Below are 25,771 nucleotides of genomic sequence, written 5' to 3'. Positions count from 1 at the left end.
CTCCTCTGCTGATTTATTTTGAGTCTGTATCTGGTTCGAAATGGTGGTACACCATGGTGGCCGAGAGCACGTCGGGAAGCTCGTTCAATCGCCCGAACGTGTCCACCGTCGACTGTTCGTTTTCTTGTTCGAGGGTGACGATCAATTTGCCTTCGACATCGCTGACGTGAACTTCCACGCCGGCGACGGCAGCAAGCTGTTGATGGGCCTGGGCGGCACGCCCGGGGCGTGCGTGAACGACTACTCCGGAAATGTGCATGATGGCTGCTTTACCCTGATGAAAATATCAGGTGCCAGAGTGCGAGCAATCCGAGGCTGTTTCCTTGATATAGATCAATGATGCGAAAATATCCATTTCCCTCCTAAGGTCTCTGGAAAATGCGCAAATTTGCAATTTTTGGCAAATCAAAAAATCTTGATGTGTATCAATGTTTGGACATTTACCTTGGAACATGATGCATCCGTCAGGGGAAAACCCTGTTGTGTTCATGTGTTTAAATCTCAAAGGGGGTGTCAAATGAAAAAGCCGTATTTCGCTGCTTCGGTGCTAGCCATGTCGGTCGCCGGTGTCTTCAATGTTGCGTTTGCCGCTGATGAGGCCGCGCTGACGGCGGAACAGAAGGTAACCGCCTCCAAGATCTACTTCGAGCGCTGTGCCGGGTGTCACGGCATCCTGCGCAAGGGCGCCACGGGCAAGAATCTGGAGCCGGTCAACACTCTCAAGCTGGGCCATGCCCGGCTGGAAAAGATCATCAGCTACGGCACCGATGGCGGCATGGTGAACTTCGACGACATCCTCACCAAGGACGAGATTTCCCTGATGGCGAGCTACATCCAGCAAACGCCGGATACGCCGCCGGAATGGGGCATGAAAGACATGATGAACAGCTGGAAGCTGGTCATCAAGCCGGAAGATCGCCCCAAAAAGCCGATGAACAAGATCAACCTGAAGAACGTTTTCTCGGTGACCTTGCGCGATTCCGGCGAAGTGGCGCTGATCGACGGCGACACCAAGCAGATCTGGGGCATCGTCAAGACCGGTTATGCCGTGCATATCTCCCGCCTGTCCGCATCCGGACGCTACGTCTACGTGATCGGCCGCGATGGCAAGCTCGACCTGATCGACCTGTGGTTCGAGAAGCCCACGGTGGTGGCAACGCTTAAGGTCGGTATCGAAGCGCGTTCGGTGGAAACTTCCAAGTTCAAGGGTTACGAAGACAAGTACGCCATCGCCGGCTCCTACTGGCCGCCACAGTACGTGATTACCGACGGCGACACGCTCAAGCCGCTGAAGATCGTTTCCACCCGCGGCATGACCGTGGACGGCGAGTATCACCCCGAGCCGCGCGTCGCTTCTATCGTGGCGACCGAGGGCAAGCCGGAGTGGGTGGTCAACATCAAGGAAACCGGCATGATCAGGCTGGTCGACTACTCCGACATCAAGAACCTCAAGGAAACGACCATCGAGTCCGCCAAGTTCCTGCATGACGGCGGCTGGGATTCCACCAAGCGTTACTTCCTGGTGGCGGCCAACGCCTCCAACAAGGTCGCGGTAGTGGACACCAAGACCGGCAAGCTGGCCGCGCTGGTCGACACCAAGGCCAAGCCGCACCCCGGCCGTGGCGCCAACTTCGTGCATCCCAAGTTCGGTCCGGTGTGGGCGACTTCCCACCTCGGCGCGGACGTGATCACCCTGATCGGCACCGACCCGGCCAAGCATCCCCAGCAGGCGTGGAAAGTGGTGCAGGAGCTGAAGAACCACGGCAGCGGCTCGCTGTTCGTGAAGACGCATCCGAAGTCCCACCACCTGTATGCGGATTCCCCGCTGAATCCCGATAAGGAGAACGCCGAGTCCGTGACCGTCTACGACATCAGGGACCTGGATAAACCCCCGGTCATCATCAATGTCGCCAAGATGGCCGATCTGCCGGAAGCAAAGGCAGTCAAGCGCGTGGTGCAGGCTGAGTACAACGCCGACGGTACCGAGGTGTGGTACTCGATCTGGGCCGGCAAAACCGAGCCGTCCGCGATCGTGGTGCTGGATGACAAGACATTGAAGATGAAGGCCGTGATCAAGGACCCAAGGCTGATCACGCCGACCGGCAAGTTCAACGTCTATAACACCCAGCACGACATTTACTAGTATCTGACCAGAGCGCACCGGCGGAGAAGTCCTCCGGTGCCCTAACGAATTCGATAGAAACGGGGGAAAAAATGGCTGCTTCAAACTGGTGGGCAAAACTGCGCAGTCCGAGCATGAAATATTCTCTTCTGACCTTGCTCGGTGGCGGCTTCATCGCCGGCATCCTGTTCTGGGGCGGTTTCAACACCGGCATGGAAGCAACGAACCAGCTCGAGTTCTGCATCAGCTGTCACGAGATGCGGGACAACGTGTACCAGGAATACAAGAAAACCATTCACTATTCCAACCGCACCGGCGTGCGTGCCGTATGCTCGGACTGCCACGTTCCCAAGGACTGGTCGCACAAGATGCTGCGCAAGATCCAGGCCTCCGGCGAGGTATGGGGCAAGATCACCGGCACCATCGATACCAAGGAAAAATTCGAGGCCAAGCGCCTGGAACTGGCACGCCACGAATGGGCGCGGATGAAAGCATCGGATTCGCGCGAGTGCCGCAACTGTCACAGCTTCGATGGCATGGACAAGGAAAAACAGAAGAGCCGGGCCGCGAAACAGCATGAAAATGCCAAGAAGGACAACATGACCTGCATCGACTGTCACAAGGGTATCGCGCACCACAAGCCGGAAGGCATGACCGAAGACGAGGCGGGCGGTTGATTGCTTGCAGCATCACGGGATAAATGAATTCGCACAACATTTTGATCTGGAGGACAACATGAATAAAACAGTGATAACCGCTTCCGCATTGGGTCTGGTGCTGGCCGGCATGGCCGGTACCGTCTTGGCCGCGCCTGACTGGAGCAAGGTGCCGTCGCGCCAGGTGACGGTGTTCCACCCCGGCACGTCCGGCATCGAATGGATCATGAAGGGTACCGAGCACGGTGGTGCCAAGGGCTTGTCGAAAGGCGAGCGTTGCACGGGCTGTCACGAGGATGAAAAATCCCTGAAGATCGACATCGCCACCGACAAGATACTCAAAGGCGAGAAGCTCGAACCCAAGCCGCTCAGCGGTCATCCCGGCACCATCCCGGTCAGCGTGCAGGCGGCCAACGACGGCGCCAACCTTTACCTGCGCTTCAGCTGGAAAGAGCCCAAGGGCGGCGGCGAGCAAATGGACAAGGACAACCCGGTCAAACTGGCGGTGATGCTGGAAGACAACAAGGTGGTCGCCAAGGATTCCAAGGGCAAGGACGTGCTGATCGGCGCTGCAGGCGGCTGCTGGGGCACCTGCCATACCGACGCGCGCACCATGCCCGGCGCAGACGACAAGAAGACCAAGTACGTCGTCGGCGGTTCGCTTGCCAACGGCAACTACTACGACCTGATGCAGTGGAAAAGCGGCAAGGGCGCCAAGCCGGTGGACGGTTACGTTGCCGACAAGCGCGTGATGGAAGGCGGCAAGGCGCTGGTGAGCGCGGAAGGCAAGAAGGACGGCGACACCTGGACCGTGACCTTCACGCGCAAGCTGGCGGGCGGGGCGCCGGGGGATATCACCCTGGCTTCGGGCAAGACCTACAACATGGGCTTTGCCATCCATAACGATCACACCGCCGGCCGCTTCCACCATGTTTCCTTCGGTTACACCCTGGGAATCGACACCAAGGCGGACATTACCGCCGCGAAGTAATGATGTGGGCGGGTGGTCGCGAGCAGACCACGCGTGCTGTTCCAGGAAGGGGGGCTCAGGCTCCCTTTTTTGTGGCTTGCGGAAGAGTGCCAAGGAGTAAGGAAATGAAAGCTGCCTTGAAAATCATGTTGTTGCTCGCACTGTCCGGCGCCTGGAGTTTTCCGTGTCTGGCGGGCGAGGCGGCAGAAGTCCGGATCGAAGGCATGCAATTCGTTCCCCAGCATCTGAAAATCCGCGCCGGCACTAGCGTGACCTGGGTGAACAGGGAAAAGCGCAACAATCACTCGGTTTTCTTCGAAAAGGAAGGTCTGGCCGAATCCGATCGCCTGTTTCCCGGCGAAACCTGGCAGCGGACTTTCGACCAGCCGGGCAGCTATCCGTACGTGTGCGGCCCGCACCCTGACATGACCGGGACCGTGGATGTCGAACCATAAGCAGGCGTGGCTTACGATCGCGCTGGGGCTGGCAGCATGCGGCGCGTCCGCGGCTGCGGAAAGCGGAGCGCCTTCCGCCGAGCGGCAGCGCGAACTGGTTTCGCTGGTACGCAAGGATTGCGGCTCCTGCCACGGCATGACGCTCTCCGGCGGACTGGGGCTGGCCCTGCTGCCTGCCACGCTCAAGGACAAGCCGACGGAGAATTTGGTGGCCACCGTGCTGTACGGCCGGCCGGGCACGCCGATGCCGCCGTGGCGGGCGTTCCTGAGCGATGAGGATGCCGAGTGGGTAGTGGAAATGTTGAAAAAAGGATTCCCCGATGAACGTTAAGACATTACCGCAACTGATTCTGCTTGCAGCGGTCGTCGTGCTGTCCGGCTGCGCCACGCAACAACTGCGCGGAACCGGGGACCTTGGTGTGGTGGTCGAGCGGGCCAGCGGCAGCGTCGAGGTGGTCGAAACCAGCGGTCGCTCGGTGCTGGGGCGAGTTGCCGGGCTGGGCGACCTTTCCCACGCTTCGGTGAATTATTCCCGCGACGGCCGTTTTGCCTACGTTTTCGGCCGCGATGGCGGCCTGAGCAAGATCGATCTGCTGGAAATGCGCCTGGTCAAGCGCGTGATCCAGTCCGGCAACAGCATCGGCGGTGCCATTTCCCAGGACGGCAAGCTGGTTGCGGTGGCCAACTACACGCCCGGCGGGGTCAAGGTGTTCGATTCCGCCACACTCGACCTGGTGGCGGATATTCCCGCACTGGACGCGTCCGGCAAGGCTTCCAAGGTAGTCGGGCTGGTGGACGCGCCGGGTAACCGCTTCGTGTGGAGCCTGTTCGAGGGCGGCGAAATCTGGCTGGGCGACCTGAAGGACCCGGCGCATCTCGTGCTGCAGAAATTCACCCAGATCGGCAAGGAACCCTACGATGCCATGATCACGGCGGACGGGCGTTACTACCTTGCTGGACTGTTCGGCGAGGACGGCCTGGCCATGCTCGACCTGTGGCATCCGGAAGCTGGCGTGAAGCGGGTGCTCAATCATTACGGCAAGGGGGAGCAGAAGCTGCCGGTATACAAAATGCCGCACCTGGAAGGCTGGGCGGCCACCGGCAGCGAACTGCTGGTGCCGGCCGTGGGGCGCCACGAGGTGCTGGTGATAGATCAGAAAACCTGGCAGGAAGTGGCGCATATCCCGGTGCATGGCCAGCCGGTGTTCGTTGTGGCGCGTCCGGACAACCGTCAGGTGTGGGTGAATTTCGCCTTACCCGATAACGACACCGTGCAGGTCATCGATGTGGCTAGCCGCAAGATCGTGCAGTCGCTCAAGCCGGGCAAGGCAGTGCTGCACCTGGAATTCACCCCGCGCGGCGAGTCCGTATGGGTCTCCGCACGCGACGACAACTCGCTGATCGTCTACGACAGCGAGACCTTTGCCGAACAGGCGAAGCTAGCGGCCGACAGCCCGAGCGGCATTTTCTTCACACACCGCGCCAATCGGACGGGACTATGAACGCCGCGCAGGAGCTGCGTCTGCTCAACGATTACCAGCACGATTTTCCGCTGCTGCCGCAGCCGTTCGCGGCAATCGCGGGACGCCTCGGCGTCGATCAGGCCGACGTGCTGCAGGCGCTGACCCGCTTGCAGCAGCAAGGTACGGTGAGCCGGGTCGGGGCCGTATTCCGCCCGCGCAGCATCGGCGCCAGCACGCTGGCGGCGCTGGCGGTGGCGGAAGAGAGGCTGGACGAGGTGGCGCAGATGGTGAGCAGCTACCCTGAAGTCAACCACAATTACCAGCGCGAACACCTTTACAACCTGTGGTTCGTGGTGACTGCGCCGGATGAAGTTGCATTGCAGCGGGTGCTCAAGGAAATCGAGGAACGCTCGGGCAGCAAGGTGCTTTTTCTGCCCCTGGTGGAGGACTATCACATTGACCTGGGCTTCGACATGACCGGCTGCAAGCGCAAGAGCGACTCGTTCATCGAAAGCCATACCGGCGCGCCGCCGAAGCCCTACCTGCCGAGCGAGCAGGAAAGCCGGCTGATCGCCGCCATTCAATCGGGTTTGCCGCTGGTCGAGCGTCCGTTCGCTGCAGTGGGGGAAGCCGTTGGCGTGTCTGAAACGGATGTGATCGAGGGAGTGAGGAAACTCTTCCGGCTGGGCGTGATCAAGCGCCTGGGGGTGGTGGTGCGCCACCACGAGCTGGGTTACCGGGCCAACGCCATGGTGGTGTGGGATATCCCTGATGAGGAGGTCAGCCAGTTGGGGGCGTGTCTGGGCAAGCTGGAGTTCGTTACTCTGTGCTACCGTCGCCCCCGGTGCTTGCCGGCCTGGCGCTACAACCTGTTCTGCATGATACACGGCCACGATCGCGAGGAAGTCCTAGCGCGGCTCGAAGAGATGCGCCAGGGGTGCGGCCTGCAGCATATCGCGTGCGAAGTGCTGTTCAGCACACGCCGCTTCAAGCAATGCGGCGCCCGCTATGCGAGGGCGGCGGCGTGATGGCGCTGGATGCCCTTGACCGGGCCATCATCAACCAGATGCAGGGCGGCTTCCCGCTTTGCGCCAACCCCTATGCCGAAGTGGCGCGGCAGCTCGGCACCAGCGAAAGCGAGCTGCTGGCGCGCATCCAAAAACTACTCGACGGCAAGGTGCTGACCCGCTTCGGCCCCATGTACCATGCCGAGCGCCTGGGCGGCGGCCTGAGCCTGGCCGCGATGAAGATTCCCGCTGCGGATTTCGAGCGCGTGGCCGGAATCGTCAATGCCATGCCCGAGGTGGCGCACAACTACGCGCGCGACCATGCGCTCAACATGTGGTTCGTGCTGGCCACGGAAACGCCGCAAGGCCAGCAGGAGGCGATCGAGAGAATCGAGCGCGAAACCGGCTACCCGGTGTTCGACATGCCGAAAATCAGGGAATATTTCGTCGAGTTGAAGTTGAGAATTGAAGCTTGAAGAAGCGTTAGCCACAGAGAACACAGAGGACACAGAGAAAACAAGTTGCTTGCAACAAAGCAGGGCCTCCGCTAGGGGATGGAGCTGCGAAAGTGACCAACGCTCGTCTTTCTCTGTGTCCTCTGTGTTCTCTGTGGCTTGAACTGCGGTTTTCAGGTTTAACAAACATATAAGGCCACCGCATATGGATGCTACAGATCGCGCTATCGTCCTCGCCACCCAGGAAGGTCTGCCCTTGGTTCCGCAGCCGTATCACGCCGTGGCGGAGCAGGTCGGGATTTCTCCCGTGGAAGTGATGACGCGGCTGCACGCCATGCTGGAAAGCGGCGTCATTCGGCGCATCGGCGCGGTGCCCAACCATTATGCGCTGGGCTACAAGGCCAACGGGATGACGGTGTGGGACGTGGACGACGCGCGCATCGACGAGCTGGGCGAGCGCATCGGCCAGCTGGATTTCGTCAGCCACTGCTACCAGCGCCCGCGGCATTTGCCGGACTGGCCTTACAACTTCTTTGCCATGGTGCACGGTCACGACCGCGCTGAGGTCGAGCGCAAGGCGCAGAAGATTGCAGAATTGCTGGGCGATGCCAGCAGCGGCCATGAAATTCTCTACAGCACGCGTCTCCTAAAGAAAACTGGCCTGCGCATTTCCGTCTGACACGGGCTTCCTTGACCTGGATCATTCCTGCCGGCGGACTATGCGGATAAATTGAGCTTTCGCAACACCATTACGGAGTGTTCAATTGTTCCGCATCTCCCAATTCATGCAGGAAATCGCACAGCCCACGCCAATCGGGACGAAGCGCAATCCGCCCGGCCCGGTGGTGATCTGGAACCTGGTCCGGCGCTGCAACCTGACTTGCAAGCACTGTTACTCCATTTCTGCCGACAAGGATTTTCCCGGCGAATTGAATACCGCCGAAGTGTTCGAGGTGATGGACGATCTGAAACGCTTTCGCGTGCCGGTGCTGATCCTCTCCGGCGGCGAACCGTTATTGCGCCCGGATATTTTCGACATCGCGCAGCGCGCCAAGGCAATGGGCTTCTACGTCGGCCTGTCGACCAACGGTACGCTGATCGATGCTGGCAACATCGACAAGATCGCGGCGGTTGGCTTCGATTACGTCGGCGTCAGCCTGGACGGCATGGCGGTGACCCACGACAAATTCCGCCGCATGCAGGGCGCCTTCGATCTGTCCATGCATGGCATCCGCCTGTGCAAGGCGCGCGGCATCAAGGTCGGCATTCGCTTCACCCTCACACAAGATAACGCACAGGACCTGCCGGCCCTGCTACAGCTGATGGAAGACGAAGGGCTGGACAAGTTCTACCTCTCCCATCTCAACTACGCCGGACGTGGCAACAAGAACCGCAAGGACGACGCCTTTCACCAGACCACGCGCGCGGCGATGGATCTGCTGTTCGATACCTGCTGGCGCGACCTTCTGGCCGGCAAGCCGAAGGAGTTCGTGACCGGCAACAACGACGCCGACGGCGTTTATCTGCTGCTGTGGGTGAGGAAAAACTTCCCGCATCTGGAATATCACATCCGTGCCAAGCTGGAACAATGGGGCGGCAATTCGTCCGGCGTGAACGTGGCTAACATCGACAACCTGGGCAACGTCCATCCCGACACCATGTGGTGGAATTACACGCTTGGCAATGTGCGCGGGCGGCTCTTTTCAAATATCTGGACGGATATCTCGGACCCCATCATGGCCGGGCTGAAGGCGCAGCCGCGAAGCGTCGGCGGCCGCTGCGGTGAATGTGAATATTTTGCCGTCTGCGGCGGGAACACGCGGGTGCGGGCGTGGCAGGTGACGGGCGACCCGTGGGCGGAAGACCCGGCGTGCTATCTGAGCGACGAGGAAATCGGCGCAGTGCAGCTTGCCGTTTTGGAGGAGTGAACATGAGATGGATGCTTGCAGCCTGCTGCCTGTTTATTGTCTCGGCCGCCCAGGCCGGAGAGCCGGTAGAGAAGCTCTACGCCACGCATTGCGCTTCGTGTCACGGACCTGACCGGCTCGGCGGCACCGGACCTGCGCTGCTGCCGGAAAATCTCGAACGCCTGCGGCGCCCCGAGGCCATCAAGACCATCACCCAGGGACGCGCCGCAAGCCAGATGGCGGGTTTCTCCGACAAGCTTGCCAAAGACGAGATCGAAGCCCTGGTTGGATTCATCTATTCCAGCTTGCCGTATACCCCGGTATGGGGCGAGAGGGAAATTTCCGCTTCGCGCGTGCTATACGGGGACCCGGCCTACTTGTCCGACAAGCCGCTGTTCAAGGCCGACCCCCTGAACCTGTTCGTGGTCGTCGAACTGGGCGACCATCACGCCACCATTCTCGACGGCGACAAATTCGAGCCCATCCTGCGCTTCCCCACGCGCTTCGCCCTGCACGGCGGACCGAAGTTCTCGCCGGACGGCCGCTACGTTTATTTCGCCTCGCGCGACGGCTGGATCAGCAAGTTCGACATCTACAACCTCAAGACCGTGGCGGAAACCCGCGCCGGCATCAACAGCCGCAATCTGGCGGTTTCCGGCGACGGCAAGACGATACTGGTGGGGAATTACCTGCCGCATGCGCTGGTGTTGCTGGATGCCGACAATCTCTCGCTGATCAAAATCATCCCGACAGTGGGCCAGGACGGTAAGAGTTCGCGCGTTTCAGCTGTCTATCAGGCCGAGCCGCGCGGCAGCTTTATCGCGGCGCTGAAGGACGTCAAGGAAGTGTGGGAAATTCCATACACCGGGCAGACAGGGAAGAAAAAGACATTCCCGGTGCGCCGCATCGTGGTGGACGACTACCTCGACGATTTCTTTTTCGACCAGTCCTACAAACACCTGATCAGCACGGCGCGCGACAGCAAGAAAGGCCATGTCCTCGACCTCGACACGGGGAAAAAAGTCGCCGACCTGGATTTGCCCGGCATGCCGCATCTCGGTTCCGGCATTACCTGGGATTACCAGGGGCACCCGGTAATGGCCACGCCGAACACCAAGGAGGGCGTGGTTACGGTGATCGACATGCAGACCTGGAAAACCATCAAGCAGATCAAGACGCCGGGGCCGGGATTTTTCATGCGCAGCCACGAGAACACCCGTTATGCCTGGACCGACGGTTTCGCGACCGGCAACCCGGAAAGCCGCGACACCATGACCCTGATCGACAAGAACACCCTGGAAGTCGCCCATGTCCTGCGCCCCGAACCTGGTAAAACGGCGGCCCACGTGGAATTCACGCGCGACGGGAAATATGTCCTGGTCAGTGTCTGGGAAATGGACGGCGCACTGGTGATTTACGACGCGGAAACGCTGCAGGAAGTGAAGCGCATTCCGATGAAGAAGCCGTCGGGAAAATACAACGTCTACAACAAGATCACCCGCTCAGCCGGCACCAGTCACTGAGCATCATTGATCGCGCCACATTTTATTCCGGACTGTAGGTCGGCCTTTAGGCCGATATGTCGGGCTGAAGCCCGACCTACATTCGTTCAGCATCCACAGGTGCGGAACGGGGAAGGTTACTCGCCACCCATCCAGAATTCGTTGTCCATCGCCAGAAACTCGTCGTAGGGAATGTAGTGCGAGCCGTCGCATGAGAAAGTGAGGCCGACGATGCCGTTGAATATGTTGAGCGTCGCGGAGCGCAGATAGAACATTTCGTCCATCAGGCGCAATGCGCGGAATGACTCCAGCACGGTGCGGATCTTCTCGGCGGGGATCAGCGCGTTGCTTGGATAGGGCGTGCGCGGATAGGCGAGGCAGGTGTCCGGGTCGATCAGTTCCTTGATGTCCAGCAGGCGATAGCGATAGGGGTCTTCCATCACCCAGACGACGGCGCGGCTGCTGGAGAAATGCAGCATGACGTGGAACACGCCCTGGTAAAGCATCAACTCCGCCACCACTCCCATGACGGTATCGATATGCCGGTCCATTTCGCTGTCGGCGCGGGTCTGGTGAAAAACCGTGCCGCGAATCGAGGGGTCGCCCTTGATCTGGCGCCAGTATCTCGGTTCCTCGTAAAGCTTGCGCGTCAGCGGAAGGTCGCGCAGGCCGAAGTAGGCGCCGATGTAGCCCAGGGCGTTGCCCGCTTCGTCGCGCACGATTTGCAGGGCGGTAAGGGAAGGGCGCCGCTCGCGCAGGCTGATGTAGGCATCGGACAGATACAGCGCATCGCCACGCGCGATGTCTCCCATGTAGGGACGGTCGGAACGGTCCCGTCCGTAGCCGTCCTGCAGCCCATCGTGGCTGACGTTGTCGCTGATCTGCACGGCGTGGCTGTCGAGGGCGTAGAGGTGCTTGCAGTAAGGCAGGTTTTTCAACGCGTCGCGCAGCAGTTCGTCGAGCCGGGTGCGCTCTCCCCACTCCCGGCTACATTTGTCGGCTAGTTGCTGCATGGGCTCCTGTAAAAGGCCGATGAGCGCCTCGCGCTGGTGCGCGATGCTTTCCTGCAGGTTTTCCTTGGGTAGCTGCATATCTTCCTCAGTTCAATGCGCTGGCCAGCAGACGGCGGTACTTGCTCACCAGCGGGTCCTGTGCGCCGAGCAGAGTGAACACCGAGAGCATGGTTTTGCGTCCGGCATCGTCGCCGAAGTTGCGGTCGCGATGGATGATTTCGAGCAGTTGCAACAGCGCACTCTCGTATTGCTGCCGCGCGACCAGCAGGTTGGCGAGTTCCAGCCGGGCGGCGAGATCGTTCTCGTCGCCGGCGATTTTCTGTTCCAGCTCTGCCGGGTCGCCGGTTGCGCCTTTCTCGGCAAACTCCAGCCGGGCCAGCAGGGCGACTGCCTGTTCGTCGTTGCGGCTGGCGGGATCGACGATGCTGTCCAGCATCCTGCGCGCGGCGGAGATTCCCCCGCTTTCAAACATGATGGCGGCGGCGGAAATACGGATTTTATCGTTCCTGGGGTCGAGCGTGGATGCCTCAACCAGCCGCTTCAGCGCTTGCGCGGTGTCGCCTTGGCGATAGATTTCCTCGGCATCGAGGCGCAGCGCTTCACCGGGGGAGGGGATGATGCGATCCAAGAATTCCCTGATCTTGTCTTCCGGCAGGGCGCCGCTGAATTCGTCGACGATTTCTCCATCGACGATGGCCTTTACCGTCGGGACGCCCCGGATGCCGTAATTCATGGCCAGTTGCTGGTTGGCTTCGGTTTCCACCAGGGCGAGGAAGAATTTGCCCTGGTATTCCTGCGCCAGTTTTTCCAGCAGGGGCTTCAGCACCTTGCACGGCCCGCACCAGGTGGCCCAGAAATCCACCAGCACCGGCGTCTGAAATGAGCGCTCGATGACTTCCTGCTGGAAGTCGGCTTCGTTGACGTCGGCGGCAAACGCGGTCATGTCTTTCTCCGTAGCAAATCTTGATTTGGGCGATATCGTATCAAAAAGGCGGCATTTAAAGTTAGGCGGGGCTTTTCTGGTAAAATTCGCCGCATGAGTTATCAAGTCCTGGCACGCAAATGGCGGCCTAAATCCTTTGCCGACCTGGTCGGGCAAGAGCACGTGGTGAAGGCGCTTTCCAACGCGCTCGACCAGCAGCGCCTGCACCACGCCTACCTGCTCACCGGCACGCGCGGCGTGGGCAAGACGACCGTGGCGCGCATCCTGGCCAAGTCGCTCAACTGCGAAAGCGGCATCACTTCCACGCCCTGCGGCACCTGCAACACCTGCCGCGAAATCGATGCCGGCCGCTTCATCGACCTGCTGGAGCTGGATGCCGCGTCCAACACCGGCATCGACAACATGCGCGAAGTGCTGGATAACGCGCAGTATGCGCCGACGGCGGGGCGCTTCAAGGTTTACCTGATCGACGAAGTGCACATGCTGTCCAAGGCGGCGTTCAACTCCATGCTGAAGACGCTGGAAGAGCCGCCGGAGCATGTCAAGTTCATTCTTGCCACCACCGATCCGCAGAAGATACCGGTCACCGTGCTGTCGCGCTGCCTGCAGTTCAACCTCAAGCAGATGACGCCGGCCTCCATCGTCGGGCACCTGCAGCAGGTTCTGGAACGCGAAGGCTTGTCCTTCGACGTGCCTGCCTTGCAACTGCTGGCGCGCGCCGCGCAGGGCAGCATGCGCGATGCGCTGTCTCTGCTCGACCAGTCCATCGCCTATGGCGGCGGCAAGGTGGAGGAGGCCCAGGTGCGCGCCATGCTCGGCGCGATCGACCAGAGCTATCTGTTTACCCTGCTGGAACGGCTGGCTTCAGGCGATGGCGCCGGGCTGATAGAGTTGGCGCGGCAGATGGAGGAACGCAGCCTGTCGTTCGATGCGGCCTTGCAGGATCTTGGCGCGCTGCTGCACCAGGTGGCACTGGCACAGACCGTGCCCGAGGCGCTGAGCGAGGATTTGCCGGAGCGCCAGCGGATTCTCGATCTCGCGCAACGCTTCAGCGCGGAAGACGTGCAACTGCATTACCAGATCGCACTGCACGGGCGCAAGGATCTGAGCCTGGCGCCGGACGAGTTTGCCGGCTTCACCATGGCACTCCTGCGCATGCTGGCTTTTACCCTGGAATCAGCGCCCGCTGAGGCACCTGTCGCGAAGCGTGCCGTCGTGCCTGAAAAGCGCGATGTCGCCCCCGCCCCCACATCAATTCCCTCGCAGCATGAAGCGCGTCCTGCCTTGACAGCGCAGGAGCCCGCACCTGCTCCCGCGGCGCAACCTCAGGCTGCCGCAAGCGAACGGGCCGAAGTTGCTTTCAACGGCGATTGGCCCGCGCTGGTCGCACAGCTCGGGCTGGGCGGTATGGCCAAGATGCTGGCGCAGCATTGCGAGTTGAAAAGCCATGACGGCCGACGCATCGAGCTGTGCGTGCACGAGGAACACAAGCATCTGATGGAAAAGAGCTACCAGGAAAAGCTCAAGACGGCGCTGGAGAACTTCCTCGGCGGCGCGGTTTTCCTGACCATTTCCATCTGCAGCGTGACCGGCGTGACCCCGGCGAAGCTGGTGCACCAGGAAAAACAGGCGCGCCAGGCCGAGGCGATCGCCGCCATCGAGCAGGACCCGTTCGTGCGCGAACTGATCGAGGATTTCGATGCGCAGGTCATCGAATCAACCATTAAACCGAATTAGCATTAAACCGAATTAGCATTCAACCCCAATATTAAGCGGAGAGCGGAATCATGATGAAAGGTGGTTTGGGCGGTCTGATGAAACAGGCCCAGCAAATGCAGGACAACATGAAAAAGATGCAGGACCAGTTGGCCACGGTGGAAGTGGAAGGCCAGGCCGGTGCCGGCATGGTCAAGGTCACCATGACCTGCCGCCACGACGTCAAGCGCGTCAGCATCGACGACAGCCTGATGGGCGAAGACAAGGAAATGCTGGAAGACCTGCTGGCCGCGGCGGTGAACGACGCGGTGCGGCGCGTGGAACAGACCACCCAGGAAAAAATGGCCGGTTTCACCGGCGGCCTGAATTTGCCTCCTGGTTTCAAGCTGCCATTCTAGTGAGTGGTGAGCAGTAAGCTGTAAGCGGTGAGGGGTGTAGAGGCTTTTCACAGCTCCCCGCTCACTGTTCACTGCTTACCCCAAAAATGAAAACCCCCTCCAGTCTCGACAACCTTATAGAAGCCTTGCGCTGCCTCCCGGGCGTCGGTCCGAAATCCGCGCAGCGCATGGCTTATCACCTGCTGCAGCGCGATCAGCGCGGTGCGGAGCGACTGGCGCACGCGCTGTCGCATGCGCTGGAAACCATTCGCCACTGCGAGAAGTGCAACAGTTTCACCGAAGTCGAAGTGTGCGACCTGTGCCTGTCACCCAAGCGGGACGCGCACGTGCTGTGCGTGGTGGAAACGCCGGCCGACATGATGATGATGGAGCAGGCGCATTGCTACCGCGGCATGTATTTCGTGCTGATGGGGCGGCTTTCGCCCCTCGATGGTATCGGCCCGCGCGAAATCCACCTCGACCGCCTGGTGCGCCGTGCGACCGACGGCATCGTGCAGGAAGTGATCCTCGCCACCAATTTCACCGTGGAAGGCGAGGCGACCGCCCATTACATCAGTGAACTGCTCACTCCGCGCGGCATCAAGGTCACCCGCATCGCGCGCGGCCTCCCCGTGGGCGGGGAACTGGAGCACGTGGACAGCGGCACGCTGGCGCAAGCCGTGCTGGAACGGCGCAACGTCGCCTAATAGTGCCGTTTCCATACGCCGATTTTAAAATTGGTAGCCTGCAGTAAAGAAGGCGTCGGCAGGTCAGGACCGTAAACGAGATTGCCCCAGGAATTCAGGGTGTATCCGGCCCTGGTAGGTCTGTGGAAGAAAAACGTGGTTCGTTTACTCATGACCCCCGTTGGAATTTGAATTTTTCTTTATTTTTCCAGAAATAAAAAATGATCAAAATGTCAATCATGGCCATTGCCAGTTCAGCGACGACCTGTGCGACTTTGTCTGAGGCGGTAAATAGACTTATCTTGTGTTGTAAGTAAGCGGAGAAAATGATTGAGAACGATATTATGTTTATGACTGCGTATCTAATCCACGGTTCTTTCAAATACTTCATTTTATATCCTATTGATTTGATATCACTAGCTTTGACGACCAGACGTACTGATCGTCAAAGCCGCGTTCCGAGTTAAACGTGGAAATAACTTATCTCATAAAAAGCCACGTCACTCCATCCAGTCAGGGTCATAGTCCCAAGGGCCGCTACCGACAGAGTAACTAGTCCCCGACCACGGATCAATCCAGTAATCCACATCATCCACAGGTGAAAAATCTGGCGTAGGCGCACACGTAGGGCTGTTTGCGGCTGATATAGCACCGCCGAACAGACCCCCAACGGCACCAACAATTACCAACTCTCCCGCGGTTCCTAAAAAGGGGACCACAGAACCGCCTATTGCACCGACGAATCCAGCGGCAGTTGCCCCGGCGCCCGACCCTGCCATAACGGCATCGAAGCACGCTTTGGGATCTGCGCCACCACTTACAATCGCCAGTTCTTCAATAGTTACACAACGCATAACCAATACTCCTTGCTTGCAGAACGCTCATAAACCTTATGAGCACGGGTTCGGATTAGCGTCAGCCAATACCTCGCTAATCCAAGGACTTTTTTTGCGTCCGCATGAGGGCCAGGAATTTTTTTAGCCTCGCAAGCCAATCGGATATCACCCGCACACTGGTGACAACGCCCATATAAAGAAAAAACAGACGCGCAAAGTACAGGACAACATCGCCTGCGGAAATTTCAAGTACATTTCTTGGTGGGCACAGATGCAATTTGTCTATCAACAAGTAGAAAACAGCCGCAATAAGAAGGCCATGAATGGCTGCTCGGCCAAGGTTCGCTTGCCGGATGCTATTCACTATAGTCATATCTATCTCCTTTCTTGCGCAGGTGCGCTGGAACCTCATTAAAATTGCCTGATTGTGTAGCCATGTCTTCTCAGAAGACGAATTACCCCGCCTTCTCCACCGAGATGCATGGCGCCGACGGCAAACACGCACTCGCTACCATTGCGAACCATTTTGTCGATACGTTTCGCTTGTGTTTCATTGCGGCTGAAAATAAACTTTTCCACAGCTTTGCCAAATGCAGGAATGTTGGCCCGCTTGTCCAGGTAGTCTTCGCGCAAGGCATCAATGTCGCCTTTCCTAAACTGCCGGATAAGCCATTGCTCGGCTTCCCCTTGGTTTTCATCCGAATCAAGGACCTCGATCAGAAAAGCCTGCTGCTCCACTATCGTGAGACTGTCCTCCCATGCGACTTGCTCCCTGACGGTTTCAATTCCCAACAGAGGAACCTTCCTGGCAAGCGATCTTTGCGCCAGATAGTCGTCCAGGCTCTTGGATGCGGCACCGAAATTCCTTGGGAATGTATTCATTGCCGCCAAGAACGGGACGGCGGCGGCGGCCGCCCAGACTTTATCGCGATCAAGCTCTGTCGCCGGTTTGTGATACTTTCCCAGGAATTTAATGAGCCTGTCTCGCATTTCCGGAGTCAATAGGTCGCCAAGCACTTTGCCTTCGGGAAGCAGGGACGATCGCATCAGTGACGCCATCGTTGGAGCATTCGGAGGAAGAAGTTCCCTCGCTATGCATGGCGCCTGATCGAGAGCGGATTCAATTTCCGGCCTGAGCGGATACGTCAGTGCACCCGGAGCATGTGTAGAGCCAAAAACGTAGGCCGTTTTCCCGCCTTTTGATATCTCAAAAAAGTACCCTTTCTCCCCGGCCAATAGCTGAGGGGAAATCAATACCAAGGAAAGGAACGCGCATAGCCGCGATGCCTTCTTGATGACGCGATTTGTGTGAGTCGACAGTATAAAATTCATATTCCGTTCTCAAAGGTGGGGATATCTTGTGGTTCGTGGATCGAAGCCTGACAAGTATGCTCAGCGGCATACGCTGACTTCGGCAATTGGCCCGCCGTCTCTTTGCTTTTTAGAACGACAATCCGTTCCGCACTCGCGATAGATTCTTTTCTGTGCGCCACTTGAATTCGCGTCATGCCCAAGGGGTGAAGAGCGCCAATTACCCGGTGCTCGTTAAAAGCATCCAGATGGCTGGTTGCTTCGTCCAGAACCAGGATTTTTGGCCGTTTGTACAGTGCCCGCGCCAGTAATACCCGCTGTTTCTGACCGCCCGATAGGCTGCTGCCCATGTCTCCGACCATGGTCTGGTAACCCATAGGCATGGCATGGATTTCGTCGTGAATCGCTGCGATTTTCGCGCTGGCTTCGATTCGCTCCTGACTGGCATTGGGATCGAAGAAGGCAATATTTTCGGTAATCGAGCCGGCAAGCAGGGTGTCATCTTGCGTCACCGCGCCAATCAACTGCCGATAGGCCGGAAGACCCAGGCGGCGAACGGGAATGCCATCGACCAGAAGTTCTCCTTCGGTGGGTTCGAGCAACCCGAGGATGATCTTGAGTAGCGTGCTTTTTCCGCAGCCGGAGGGGCCAACGATAGCAATGGATTCGCCGGGGTCGACGATTAGATCAAGATGTCGCAACACCCATGGCTCTCCGTCGGCATAGCGGAAGCTCACATTACGAACTTCGATGCCTGGCTTGAGCCGCAACAGATCGGTTTCCACCATGGATTGCTGTTCGGTTGGCTCCAATGCAATATCAGCCAGGCGCTCGGCGTGGAGCCCGAGCATTTTCAGGTCGACCGCATAACCAATCAGCGCGTTTAGCCGTCCGGAAAATGTCCCGGCATAGCTGTTAAATGCCATCAACATGCCGATGCTCAGGGTGTTGTCCATCACCTGTTGGGCACCGTGGCTCAGTAGCAGCAGGGTACTGGCGCCAGTGACGAAGGTGGAAGCGGTAGAAAAGACCAATCCGAGCTTTTGTGTTTTTAAATCGCGGTCCATCACGTCGGTCACTAGGTGCTGCCAACGGGTGCGCCGTTCGGTTTCGTGTCCAGCGAGTTTTACGGGAACAATGGCCCGTAGCGTTTCCAGGAAATGGCTGTTTTCCTTGGCAGAAAGCACTAACCGTTCTGCACTGGCCTCCCGGAAAGGCGCGTAAAAGGCCCAACGCAACAGTCCATAAAGAAGCACAGCAGCAACGACGATCAGCGTCAGCATCGGGCTGTAGACAATCATCATGCACAGGGCCATGACCGTCATGATGCCGTCCAGCACGGCACTAATGATGCTGGTTGTTAGTGTGTTCTGGATCGTGGCAATTGAGCCGAAACGACTGACGATGTCTCCCAAATGGCGTTTTTCGAAGAAGACGGCAGGTAACCGCACAAGGTGGGCAAATAGACCGCCAGTCCATTGCAGGCGCACGTCCATCGAAACGCGCATGATGATCCAGGAGCGCAACAATCCAATGGCGGTCTGGATCAGTAACAGCAAGCCGAAACCAACGGCCAGGACCGAAAGTAGCTCCCGATCGGATGTGACGACAACCTCGTCAATAATCAATTGATTGAAAAGCGGTGCCACAAGTGCAAATATCTCAAGCGCGCCAGCCAGCAAAAACACTTGTATCAGTGTTGGACGTAATCCAATCGTGTGGCCTGCCAAGTCGCGAAGTCGCAACCTATTGCGTTCATCCACCTTGCGAAAGGTCGTGACTGGCGTTAGCTCAAGGGCAATGCCAGTGAAATGTAGGGAAACCTCGGAGAGTGGAAGTTTCAAAATTCCGATGGCCGGGTCGAGAATGGTTATTTCTCGCTTGTTTGCCTTTTCCAGAACCACAAAGTGGTTCATTTTCCAATGCAGGATACATGGCGTTCTGAGTTCGATGAGTTCGTCAAGTTCCAGTCGTAGCGGGCGACCGGCAAGCCCGATTGATTCGGCGTGACGAATGATGGTGGCCAGTGTACTTCCCTTCAAGGACACAGAAAATCGACGACGAAGATCTCCAAGGTCAACGCGATAACCAAACGCGTTGCTGATCATTGCCAGGCAAGCCAAACCGCATTCGCTGGCTTCTGACTGCAGGATAGGGCGAATTCGGCTCATGCCCGTTGGGAGAAGGCAAAAAGTGGTTCGAATAGCCACTCGATGATAGTTCGCTTTTCCTGAACAATATCTGCTTCAAGCGCCATGCCTGGTCGAAGCGGGTGGCGTTGTCCGAAGGCGACGATCTCCTGATCGTTCAGGGATACCGTGACGCGATACAGCGATTCAGGGGTATTTTGCCGACCGAATAGGGTTTGCAGTGACGGCGGCAAGTCGTTGGGAGCGAAGGCGCTCTGGCTCACCGTCGAAAGTTTACCTTGGTAGAGGCCGAATTTCTGATATGGAAAGGCGGCATAGCGAACCAGCACATGTTGGCCTTCCTTGATGAAACCAACTGTATGGGTTGGTATGTATAAATGTGCTTCGAGCTTGCTTGATTCCGGCTGGATAGCCACCAGATTTTGTCCGGATGAAACAGTTTGGCCGAGAGTAACGGCAATGGCAGAAACCGTGCCCGGACGGGTTGCTGTAATTGCCGAGGAGCGCTTGGCTGCGTTTTCGGTGCTTTCTTGATTCAGACTTGCCAATTCCTGATCCATGACCGCGAGTTCGCTGGCAAGTTGTATATCAGCTTGCCGCAACGCGATGGCGCTGGCGGCTTGCTCCTTTTTAATGCCGGTCAGGGTCCGCTCCAGTGATTTCAATTTGGAGTCTTGATCGATCAGGATTTCCTGTTGTTGTTGAACTTGAATGGCTGATACGAACTTATTGAGGACCAGTTTTTCGTAGCGCTGCACACTCGTCGCCGCGAGGTCTCTCCTCCGCTTTTGCAATGCAATCTCATCCTCGATATTTTCCAGTTCGATACCTTGGCTGCGGAGGCGGAATTCAATTGTCTGCTTTTGCAAGCGAGCAAAACTTTCTTTGGATTGCCTTTGTGACGCAAAGGCAATCCGCTTGTTTTCAATTTGTTCGCTGATCAGCGCAGCTGTTTCTTTGGTTCCATTCGCGAACTCGGTTGGCCTGTCGATATTCAGGATCATCAGCGTTTCCCCTGTTCGTACAGCTTGGCCTTCCTTGATGCGCAACTCTACGATTCGACCGAAGGAAGGAGCGGTGACATTAAGTTCGCCGCCTTGAGACACCAAAATTCCATTGACCCGGGATTTCTTTGCATAGGTGCCAAGAATTCCATAAGAAACCAGAGCTATTGCGAGAAGAACGGCAATGGCGGTGATAACCCAGGCAGGGACTGAATGCGTCGTTCGCAGTTCTCCTAGCAATGAAACGGCGTTCCTCTGGGATACTTCGGGTCTGAACAGTACCATTGAGATACCTTTATGGAAAATGACGTATGCATTCTAGGGAGATGCGATTGAAATGGCGATGCGGCATATGGGCGCATGCTAGGTATATTCACTCCAATAATAAAGTGGACAGCCCTCCATAAATATGTAGAGAGAAAAATGTTGCACTTGGTTTTTGACCGCGCCCCTGTTTGCCGTGGACAATATGAAGAAGCAAACCAAGGTGGCTTCTTCGAGCGGTTTCTGCCCCGGCCTAGTGGAGCAGATTATGGCATCCACGCGGGTCGTCTTTTCGTCGCTGTCGCCTGCAGTAAAATCCGTGTGCGGCTGTAACGACCATACCCGCAACGCCTGCGGCCTGTACATGGGCGGTGAACTGGAACACGTGGACAGCGGTACGCTGGCCCAGGCCGTGCTGGAACGGCGCAACGTCATCTAGATCGGTTCCAGTTTGGCGCATCACACGTAAAATGCGCCCGTTTTTGGTGCGTTAACGTAATTCCGCTTTTTCACCCATCGCCCTCTTTTTCCTGATTTACATCAATATCAATCAGTTGTCTTGCTGGCATGAGAATTGCAATATTGGCCGGATATGAAAATCCCTGTTACGCCATCCGAAACCCCGCTTCGCGTCCTGCTGGTAGATGAAACCTTCGAGCGCGCGGCGCTGCTCAAGCATGCGCTGCAGGAAGCGGGCTGCCGGATCGCCGCCCATGTCTCCGCCAGCGCGGACCTGCCCGGCCTGGTGGCAGAACTCAAGCCGGACCTGATCATTCTGGATACCGAGTCTCCCGACCGGGATACGCTGGAGAACCTGTGCATTATCAGGCGCGACCAGCCGCGTCCCATCGTGATGTTCACTCACGACGACGACAGCGACAAGATCCGCGCCGCCATTCGCGCCGGCGTCAGTGCCTACGTGGTGGATGGCCTGAAAAGCGAGCGTCTGCGCCCCATCATGGACGTGGCCATCGCGCGTTTCAACGAGTTTCAGGCCATGCGCGCGGACCTGGAGAAAGCGGAGAGCCAGCTTTCGGAGCGCAAGGATGTCGAGCGCGCCAAGGGCATCCTGATGAAGCAGCGCGGCTGGTCAGAGGATCAGGCTTACCAGGCGTTGCGCAAGGCGGCCATGGACAAGGGTTCGCGCCTTGCTGACGTGGCGCGCCAGCTGGTCGAAATCACGGAATTGCTGGGTTGAAAAATTCTGGCACGGGTATTGCTTTGAGGTAATCAAGAGCCCAACGGCGGGCTGCAGCAAATGAATCGAATCTGAGCCGACCAACGACGGTCGGCTGCAAAGGACAAAGGCGTCCATTCGCGGGAGCAATCCCTCTCGCGGATGAGACGCCTTTTTTGTTTTGTTTTTTTATCCAGGAGATAAGCCATGAGTGAAGATTTCAAAAACAGCCGGAGAGATTTCATGAAAAAAGGTGCGACTTTATTGGGGGCCGGGGCCTTGATGTCCATGGTCGACCCTGCCATCCGCAGCGGGGCGTGGGCGGCAGGTTCCGATGCGCCGGAAAAAACCGAAGTGAAAGTCGGCTTCATCCCGTTGACCGATTGCGCTTCGGTGGTGATCGCTTCGGTGATGGGCTTCGACAAGAAATACGGCATCAAGATCGTGCCGAGCAAGGAGGCCTCCTGGGCGGGGGTGCGCGACAAGCTGGTGAACGGCGAACTCGATGCTTCCCACGTGCTGTACGGCCTGATCTACGGCGTGCAGATGGGCATCGGCGGACCGAAGAAAGACATGTCCGTGCTCATGACCCTCAACCACAACGGGCAGGCCATCACGCTCTCCAACCAACTCAAGGCCAAGGGCGCGGTGGACGGCACCAGCCTGGCGGCGCTGATCAAGAAGGAACCGCGCGAATACACCTTCGCCCAGACCTTCCCCACCGGCACCCACGCCATGTGGCTGTACTACTGGCTGGCCAGCTACGGCGTGAATCCCTTCGCCGACGTCAAGAATATCACCGTCCCGCCGCCGCAGATGATCGCCAACATGCGCGTCGGCAATATGGACGGCTACTGCGTTGGCGAGCCGTGGAACGCGCGCGCCATCCGCGACAACGTGGGATTTACCGCCGCCACCACCCAGGACATATGGAAAGACCACCCGGAAAAAGTGCTCGGCACTACCGCAGAATGGGTGGCGAAATATCCCAATACCGCCCGTGCCCTGATCATGGCCGTGCTCGATGCCTCCAAATACATCGATGACATGAAGAACCGTTCCGGCGTGGCCAAGATCATCGCCGAGAAGTCCTACGTCAACACCGATTTCGACTCCATCGAGGATCGCATGCTGGGCCAGTACGACAACGGCAACGGCAGGAAATGGCAGGACGCCAACTACATGAAGTTCTACAGCGAAGGCACGGTGAATTTCCCCTACCTTTCCGACGGCATGTGGTTCCTCACCCAGCACAAACGCTGGGGCCTGCTCAAGGAAGACCCGGACTATCTGTCCGTGGCGAAAAAGGTTAATCAGATCGAACTCTACAAGCAGGCCGCGACCCAGACCAAGACGCCGATCCCCAAGGACGTCATGCGCAGCAGCAAGATGATCGACGGCACGGTATGGGACGGCAAGAACCCCAAAGCCTATGCCGCCGGGTTCAAGATCAAGGCGTAATCAACTGACGATAATTTTGAAAGGTACACATCATGACCCCCGAAAAAATTGCACTGGTGCGCAGCAGCTGGCAGCAGGTTCTCCCAATCAAGGACACAGCGGCGCAGTTGTTCTATGGCCAGCTGTTCGAGCTCGATCCCTCCCTCCGCGGCATGTTCAAGGGCGACATGTTCGAGCAAGGCCGCAAGCTCATGGCGATGATCAACACGGTCGTCAACAGCCTGGACAAGCTCGGCCCCATTCTGGAGACGATTGAAGAGATGGGGCGGCGCCATGTCGCTTACGGCGTGACGGAGGCGCACTACGACACCGTGGGCAGCGCGCTGATCTGGACCCTGGGTAAGGGGCTGGGGGAGCAGTTCACCCCGGCAGTCAAGGATGCCTGGGCGGAAGCCTATGGCACGCTGGCATCCGCTATGAAACAGGCCGCTTACGCCCCGGCATGAAAGTCCCGGCCGCCCGGTGAAGTGCGCCGGGTGGCTGGCTCATGCGCCTGTAACAGGAGATTCAAGATGAGTGCGATCCAGGTAACAAATGAAAGTTTGGAAAAAATCATGTCAGATTCGGAAACCGTGGTGACAAGCAAACCGCTCGCAGCAGTTGCGTCTGTTGAGAAAACCGAGCCTGGCGAAAGCCTGCCAGGCAGGATTGGGCGAATGGCCGGGGACGTTATCAAGGGGCTGCTCCCGCCGGTGCTGGGGCTGGCGCTGTTCGTCGGCATCTGGGCGCTGATATCCCAGACCAGCCCGCAATTGCCCGGGCCGCTCAAGACCTGGGCATCGGCGCAGGAACTGTTCAGCGACCCGTTCTACAACAAGGGCCCGAACGACCAGGGTATCGGCTGGAACATCCTGGCTTCGCTGCAGCGCGTGGCGATCGGCTTCGGCATGGCGGCGGCGCTGGGCATTCCGCTGGGCTTCATGATCGGGCGTTTCAAGTTCCTCAGCGCCATGGTGTCGCCCATCGTCAGCCTGTTGCGCCCGGTTTCGCCGCTGGCGTGGTTGCCGATCGGCCTGCTGGTGTTCAAGGCGGCCAATCCGGCGGCGATCTGGGTGATTTTCATCTCCGCAATCTGGCCCATGATCATCAACACCGCCGTGGGCGTGAACCGGATCCCGCCGGACTACATGAACGTCGCCAAGGTGTTGAACCTGTCGGAATGGAAGATCTTCACCAAGATCCTGTTTCCCGCCGTGCTGCCCTACATGATGACCGGCATCCGTCTCTCCATCGGCGTGGCCTGGCTGGTGATCGTCGCGGCGGAAATGCTGACCGGCGGCGTCGGCCTGGGCTTCTGGGTGTGGGACGAATGGAACAACCTCAACGTGGAACACATCATCATCGCCATCTTCGTGGTCGGCATCGTCGGGCTGCTGCTGGAACAGATGCTGATGCTGCTGGCAAAACGATTTAACTACGAGTGAGGAGTGAAGAGTGAGGAGTGAGGTGTAAAACCTCCGCTCCTCACTCCTAACACCTCACTCCTCACGGGAGCCAATAATGGATAAATACGTACAAGTAGAAAACGTGCGCATGGTGTTCAACACCAAGAAAGGCCCCTTCGTGGCGCTGCGCGACATCAACCTGAACATCGATCAAGGCGAGTTCATCGCCCTGATCGGCCACTCCGGCTGCGGCAAGTCCACGCTGCTCAACCTGGTGGCGGGGCTGACGCTGCCCAGCGACGGGGCGATGCTGTGCGCCGGGCGGGAAATCGCCGGCCCCGGCCCGGAGCGCGGGGTGGTGTTCCAGAACCACAGCCTGCTGCCCTGGCTGACCTGCTTCGAGAATGTCTACCTGGCCGTGGAGCGCGTGTTTGGCCAGGCCGAGAGCAAGGCCACGCTGAAGAAGCGCACCCACGAGGCATTGGAGCTGGTGGGACTGACCCATGCTGAACACAAGCATCCGCACGAAATTTCCGGCGGCATGAAGCAGCGCGTCGGCATCGCCCGCGCCCTTTCCATGCAGCCCAAGGTGCTGCTGCTGGACGAGCCGTTCGGCGCCCTGGATGCACTCACCCGCGCCCACCTGCAGGACGAGCTGATGAAGATCACGGCGGAGACGCACAGCACCGTGGTCATGGTGACGCACGACGTGGACGAGGCGGTGCTGCTGTCCGACCGCATCGTGATGATGACCAACGGGCCGGCGGCGACCATCGGCGAGGTGCTGCGGGTCGACCTGCCGCGCCCGCGCGACCGCCTGGCGCTGGCCAACGACGCCAAGTACCACGAATACCGCGGTGCGGTGCTGGATTTCCTGTATCGGCGCCAGATGCGCCCTGCCGCCTGAGGAG

26 protein-coding genes and 1 pseudogene are annotated in these 25,771 nt (G+C 58.5%); 20 read left to right on the top strand and 7 right to left on the bottom strand.

Features of this window, described 5'->3' with window-relative positions; all coding sequences use genetic code 11:
• Positions 1-13: 13 nt before the first annotated feature.
• Positions 14-259 (bottom strand): chaperone NapD, encoded by a 246-nt coding sequence (locus SKTS_RS13060; protein WP_173065744.1) that lies wholly within the window; start codon positions 257-259, stop codon positions 14-16.
• A 294-nt stretch (positions 260-553) separates the two neighbouring features.
• Here SKTS_RS13060 and SKTS_RS13055 point away from each other — a divergent pair, with 294 nt between their 5' ends.
• From SKTS_RS13055 to SKTS_RS13005, 11 genes are all read left to right on the top strand, one after another.
• Entirely contained in the window at positions 554-2,143 is a 1,590-nt protein-coding gene (locus tag SKTS_RS13055; RefSeq protein WP_244617516.1) for a cytochrome D1 domain-containing protein, read from the top strand.
• Positions 2,144-2,256: 113 nt separating this feature from the next.
• The gene (locus SKTS_RS13050; protein WP_244617337.1) at positions 2,257-2,799 is read left to right on the top strand and encodes a NapC/NirT family cytochrome c; all 543 of its coding nucleotides are present in this window, start codon (positions 2,257-2,259) and stop codon (positions 2,797-2,799) included.
• Positions 2,800-2,857: 58 nt separating this feature from the next.
• Positions 2,858-3,769: an ethylbenzene dehydrogenase-related protein gene (locus SKTS_RS13045; RefSeq protein WP_173065735.1), complete on the top strand. Its 912-nt coding sequence runs from the start codon at positions 2,858-2,860 to the stop codon at positions 3,767-3,769.
• Between the two features lie 104 nt (positions 3,770-3,873).
• A complete protein-coding gene (locus SKTS_RS13040; protein ID WP_173065732.1) occupies positions 3,874-4,203 on the top strand; it encodes a cupredoxin domain-containing protein in 330 nt (109 codons plus the stop codon).
• The gene (locus SKTS_RS13035) at positions 4,190-4,534 is read left to right on the top strand and encodes a c-type cytochrome (protein WP_173065729.1); all 345 of its coding nucleotides are present in this window, start codon (positions 4,190-4,192) and stop codon (positions 4,532-4,534) included. Before SKTS_RS13040 ends, SKTS_RS13035 begins: the two co-directional genes overlap by 14 nt.
• Positions 4,524-5,705 (top strand): cytochrome D1 domain-containing protein, encoded by a 1,182-nt coding sequence (locus SKTS_RS13030; protein ID WP_173065726.1) that lies wholly within the window; start codon positions 4,524-4,526, stop codon positions 5,703-5,705. The genes SKTS_RS13035 and SKTS_RS13030 overlap by 11 nt, the downstream gene beginning before the upstream one ends.
• Positions 5,702-6,694: a siroheme decarboxylase subunit beta gene (ahbB, locus tag SKTS_RS13025; RefSeq protein WP_173065723.1), complete on the top strand. Its 993-nt coding sequence runs from the start codon at positions 5,702-5,704 to the stop codon at positions 6,692-6,694. Before SKTS_RS13030 ends, ahbB (SKTS_RS13025) begins: the two co-directional genes overlap by 4 nt.
• Entirely contained in the window at positions 6,661-7,149 is a 489-nt protein-coding gene (locus SKTS_RS13020; RefSeq protein WP_244617336.1) for an Lrp/AsnC family transcriptional regulator, read from the top strand. The genes ahbB (SKTS_RS13025) and SKTS_RS13020 overlap by 34 nt, the downstream gene beginning before the upstream one ends.
• Positions 7,150-7,333: 184 nt before the next feature.
• On the top strand, positions 7,334-7,807 hold the full coding sequence (gene ahbB, locus SKTS_RS13015) for a siroheme decarboxylase subunit beta (protein WP_173065720.1): 474 nt from the start codon (positions 7,334-7,336) through the stop codon (positions 7,805-7,807).
• A gap of 85 nt (positions 7,808-7,892) precedes the next feature.
• Entirely contained in the window at positions 7,893-9,056 is a 1,164-nt protein-coding gene (gene nirJ, locus SKTS_RS13010) for a heme d1 biosynthesis radical SAM protein NirJ (RefSeq protein ID WP_173065717.1), read from the top strand.
• A gap of 2 nt (positions 9,057-9,058) precedes the next feature.
• Entirely contained in the window at positions 9,059-10,558 is a 1,500-nt protein-coding gene (locus tag SKTS_RS13005) for a nitrite reductase (protein ID WP_173065715.1), read from the top strand.
• 116 nt (positions 10,559-10,674) lie between these two features.
• Here SKTS_RS13005 and SKTS_RS13000 read toward each other — a convergent pair whose 3' ends face one another.
• Both SKTS_RS13000 and SKTS_RS12995 read right to left on the bottom strand, forming a co-directional pair.
• Complete coding sequence (locus tag SKTS_RS13000; protein WP_173065712.1) at positions 10,675-11,628, bottom strand: PDC sensor domain-containing protein; 954 nt, start codon at positions 11,626-11,628, stop codon at positions 10,675-10,677.
• 7 nt (positions 11,629-11,635) lie between these two features.
• Positions 11,636-12,493, bottom strand: coding sequence for a thioredoxin family protein (locus SKTS_RS12995; RefSeq protein ID WP_173065709.1), 858 nt, complete (start codon positions 12,491-12,493; stop codon positions 11,636-11,638).
• 93 nt (positions 12,494-12,586) lie between these two features.
• On the opposite strand from SKTS_RS12995, the gene dnaX reads away from it, so the two are divergent.
• From dnaX to recR (SKTS_RS12980), 3 genes are all read left to right on the top strand, one after another.
• On the top strand, positions 12,587-14,230 hold the full coding sequence (gene dnaX, locus SKTS_RS12990) for a DNA polymerase III subunit gamma/tau (protein ID WP_173065706.1): 1,644 nt from the start codon (positions 12,587-12,589) through the stop codon (positions 14,228-14,230).
• Positions 14,231-14,283: 53 nt separating this feature from the next.
• Positions 14,284-14,607, top strand: coding sequence for a YbaB/EbfC family nucleoid-associated protein (locus tag SKTS_RS12985; protein ID WP_198420509.1), 324 nt, complete (start codon positions 14,284-14,286; stop codon positions 14,605-14,607).
• Positions 14,608-14,693: 86 nt separating this feature from the next.
• Complete coding sequence (gene recR, locus SKTS_RS12980; protein WP_173065700.1) at positions 14,694-15,293, top strand: recombination mediator RecR; 600 nt, start codon at positions 14,694-14,696, stop codon at positions 15,291-15,293.
• A 909-nt stretch (positions 15,294-16,202) separates the two neighbouring features.
• On the opposite strand, the gene SKTS_RS12975 is transcribed toward recR (SKTS_RS12980), so the two are convergent.
• From SKTS_RS12975 to SKTS_RS12960, 4 genes are read right to left on the bottom strand one after another with little or no spacing between them, the layout of a single operon-like run.
• Positions 16,203-16,481, bottom strand: a complete 279-nt coding sequence (locus tag SKTS_RS12975; protein ID WP_173065697.1) for a hypothetical protein — start codon at positions 16,479-16,481, stop codon at positions 16,203-16,205.
• 38 nt (positions 16,482-16,519) lie between these two features.
• Positions 16,520-17,440: a TraB/GumN family protein gene (locus tag SKTS_RS12970; protein ID WP_173065694.1), complete on the bottom strand. Its 921-nt coding sequence runs from the start codon at positions 17,438-17,440 to the stop codon at positions 16,520-16,522.
• A complete protein-coding gene (locus tag SKTS_RS12965; RefSeq protein ID WP_173065691.1) occupies positions 17,437-19,590 on the bottom strand; it encodes a peptidase domain-containing ABC transporter in 2,154 nt (717 codons plus the stop codon). The genes SKTS_RS12970 and SKTS_RS12965 overlap by 4 nt, the downstream gene beginning before the upstream one ends.
• Positions 19,587-20,858 (bottom strand): HlyD family secretion protein, encoded by a 1,272-nt coding sequence (locus tag SKTS_RS12960; RefSeq protein WP_173065688.1) that lies wholly within the window; start codon positions 20,856-20,858, stop codon positions 19,587-19,589. The genes SKTS_RS12965 and SKTS_RS12960 overlap by 4 nt, the downstream gene beginning before the upstream one ends.
• Before the next feature lie 319 nt (positions 20,859-21,177).
• Between SKTS_RS12960 and recR (SKTS_RS18825) the strand changes: the two are divergent.
• From recR (SKTS_RS18825) to SKTS_RS12930, 6 genes and pseudogenes are all read left to right on the top strand, one after another.
• Positions 21,178-21,276: pseudogene (gene recR, locus SKTS_RS18825) on the top strand (recombination mediator RecR); the annotation flags it as partial.
• Between the two features lie 153 nt (positions 21,277-21,429).
• On the top strand, positions 21,430-22,035 hold the full coding sequence (locus SKTS_RS12950) for an ANTAR domain-containing response regulator (RefSeq protein WP_173065685.1): 606 nt from the start codon (positions 21,430-21,432) through the stop codon (positions 22,033-22,035).
• A gap of 186 nt (positions 22,036-22,221) precedes the next feature.
• Positions 22,222-23,475, top strand: coding sequence for a CmpA/NrtA family ABC transporter substrate-binding protein (locus SKTS_RS12945; RefSeq protein ID WP_173065682.1), 1,254 nt, complete (start codon positions 22,222-22,224; stop codon positions 23,473-23,475).
• 32 nt (positions 23,476-23,507) lie between these two features.
• On the top strand, positions 23,508-23,921 hold the full coding sequence (locus SKTS_RS12940) for a globin family protein (RefSeq protein WP_173065679.1): 414 nt from the start codon (positions 23,508-23,510) through the stop codon (positions 23,919-23,921).
• 66 nt (positions 23,922-23,987) lie between these two features.
• Complete coding sequence (ntrB, locus tag SKTS_RS12935) at positions 23,988-24,899, top strand: nitrate ABC transporter permease (RefSeq protein WP_173065676.1); 912 nt, start codon at positions 23,988-23,990, stop codon at positions 24,897-24,899.
• 76 nt (positions 24,900-24,975) lie between these two features.
• Positions 24,976-25,767 (top strand): ABC transporter ATP-binding protein, encoded by a 792-nt coding sequence (locus SKTS_RS12930; protein ID WP_173065674.1) that lies wholly within the window; start codon positions 24,976-24,978, stop codon positions 25,765-25,767.
• Positions 25,768-25,771: the final 4 nt, after the last annotated feature.

The organism is Sulfurimicrobium lacus (assembly GCF_011764585.1).
Classification (GTDB): domain Bacteria; phylum Pseudomonadota; class Gammaproteobacteria; order Burkholderiales; family Sulfuricellaceae; genus Sulfurimicrobium; species Sulfurimicrobium lacus.
The sequence above is the reverse complement of the archived record's forward strand: the minus strand, read 5'-3'. Positions and strand labels throughout refer to the sequence as shown.

What these genes read in the sequence shown, in the direction of transcription:
- SKTS_RS13060 (WP_173065744.1), bottom strand. Translation starts at nt 259, where the DNA reads ATGCACATTTCCGGAGTAGTCGTTCACGCACGCCCCGGGCGTGCCGCC.
- SKTS_RS13055 (WP_244617516.1), top strand. Translation starts at nt 554, where the DNA reads ATGTCGGTCGCCGGTGTCTTCAATGTTGCGTTTGCCGCTGATGAGGCC.
- SKTS_RS13050 (WP_244617337.1), top strand. Translation starts at nt 2,257, where the DNA reads ATGAAATATTCTCTTCTGACCTTGCTCGGTGGCGGCTTCATCGCCGGC.
- SKTS_RS13045 (WP_173065735.1), top strand. Translation starts at nt 2,858, where the DNA reads ATGAATAAAACAGTGATAACCGCTTCCGCATTGGGTCTGGTGCTGGCC.
- SKTS_RS13040 (WP_173065732.1), top strand. Translation starts at nt 3,874, where the DNA reads ATGAAAGCTGCCTTGAAAATCATGTTGTTGCTCGCACTGTCCGGCGCC.
- SKTS_RS13035 (WP_173065729.1), top strand. Translation starts at nt 4,190, where the DNA reads ATGTCGAACCATAAGCAGGCGTGGCTTACGATCGCGCTGGGGCTGGCA.
- SKTS_RS13030 (WP_173065726.1), top strand. Translation starts at nt 4,524, where the DNA reads ATGAACGTTAAGACATTACCGCAACTGATTCTGCTTGCAGCGGTCGTC.
- ahbB (WP_173065723.1), top strand. Translation starts at nt 5,702, where the DNA reads ATGAACGCCGCGCAGGAGCTGCGTCTGCTCAACGATTACCAGCACGAT.
- SKTS_RS13020 (WP_244617336.1), top strand. Translation starts at nt 6,661, where the DNA reads ATGCGGCGCCCGCTATGCGAGGGCGGCGGCGTGATGGCGCTGGATGCC.
- ahbB (WP_173065720.1), top strand. Translation starts at nt 7,334, where the DNA reads ATGGATGCTACAGATCGCGCTATCGTCCTCGCCACCCAGGAAGGTCTG.
- SKTS_RS13005 (WP_173065715.1), top strand. Translation starts at nt 9,059, where the DNA reads ATGAGATGGATGCTTGCAGCCTGCTGCCTGTTTATTGTCTCGGCCGCC.
- SKTS_RS13000 (WP_173065712.1), bottom strand. Translation starts at nt 11,628, where the DNA reads ATGCAGCTACCCAAGGAAAACCTGCAGGAAAGCATCGCGCACCAGCGC.
- SKTS_RS12995 (WP_173065709.1), bottom strand. Translation starts at nt 12,493, where the DNA reads ATGACCGCGTTTGCCGCCGACGTCAACGAAGCCGACTTCCAGCAGGAA.
- dnaX (WP_173065706.1), top strand. Translation starts at nt 12,587, where the DNA reads ATGAGTTATCAAGTCCTGGCACGCAAATGGCGGCCTAAATCCTTTGCC.
- SKTS_RS12985 (WP_198420509.1), top strand. Translation starts at nt 14,284, where the DNA reads ATGAAAGGTGGTTTGGGCGGTCTGATGAAACAGGCCCAGCAAATGCAG.
- recR (WP_173065700.1), top strand. Translation starts at nt 14,694, where the DNA reads ATGAAAACCCCCTCCAGTCTCGACAACCTTATAGAAGCCTTGCGCTGC.
- SKTS_RS12975 (WP_173065697.1), bottom strand. Translation starts at nt 16,481, where the DNA reads ATGACTATAGTGAATAGCATCCGGCAAGCGAACCTTGGCCGAGCAGCC.
- SKTS_RS12970 (WP_173065694.1), bottom strand. Translation starts at nt 17,440, where the DNA reads ATGAATTTTATACTGTCGACTCACACAAATCGCGTCATCAAGAAGGCA.
- SKTS_RS12965 (WP_173065691.1), bottom strand. Translation starts at nt 19,590, where the DNA reads ATGAGCCGAATTCGCCCTATCCTGCAGTCAGAAGCCAGCGAATGCGGT.
- SKTS_RS12960 (WP_173065688.1), bottom strand. Translation starts at nt 20,858, where the DNA reads ATGGTACTGTTCAGACCCGAAGTATCCCAGAGGAACGCCGTTTCATTG.
- SKTS_RS12950 (WP_173065685.1), top strand. Translation starts at nt 21,430, where the DNA reads ATGAAAATCCCTGTTACGCCATCCGAAACCCCGCTTCGCGTCCTGCTG.
- SKTS_RS12945 (WP_173065682.1), top strand. Translation starts at nt 22,222, where the DNA reads ATGAGTGAAGATTTCAAAAACAGCCGGAGAGATTTCATGAAAAAAGGT.
- SKTS_RS12940 (WP_173065679.1), top strand. Translation starts at nt 23,508, where the DNA reads ATGACCCCCGAAAAAATTGCACTGGTGCGCAGCAGCTGGCAGCAGGTT.
- ntrB (WP_173065676.1), top strand. Translation starts at nt 23,988, where the DNA reads ATGAGTGCGATCCAGGTAACAAATGAAAGTTTGGAAAAAATCATGTCA.
- SKTS_RS12930 (WP_173065674.1), top strand. Translation starts at nt 24,976, where the DNA reads ATGGATAAATACGTACAAGTAGAAAACGTGCGCATGGTGTTCAACACC.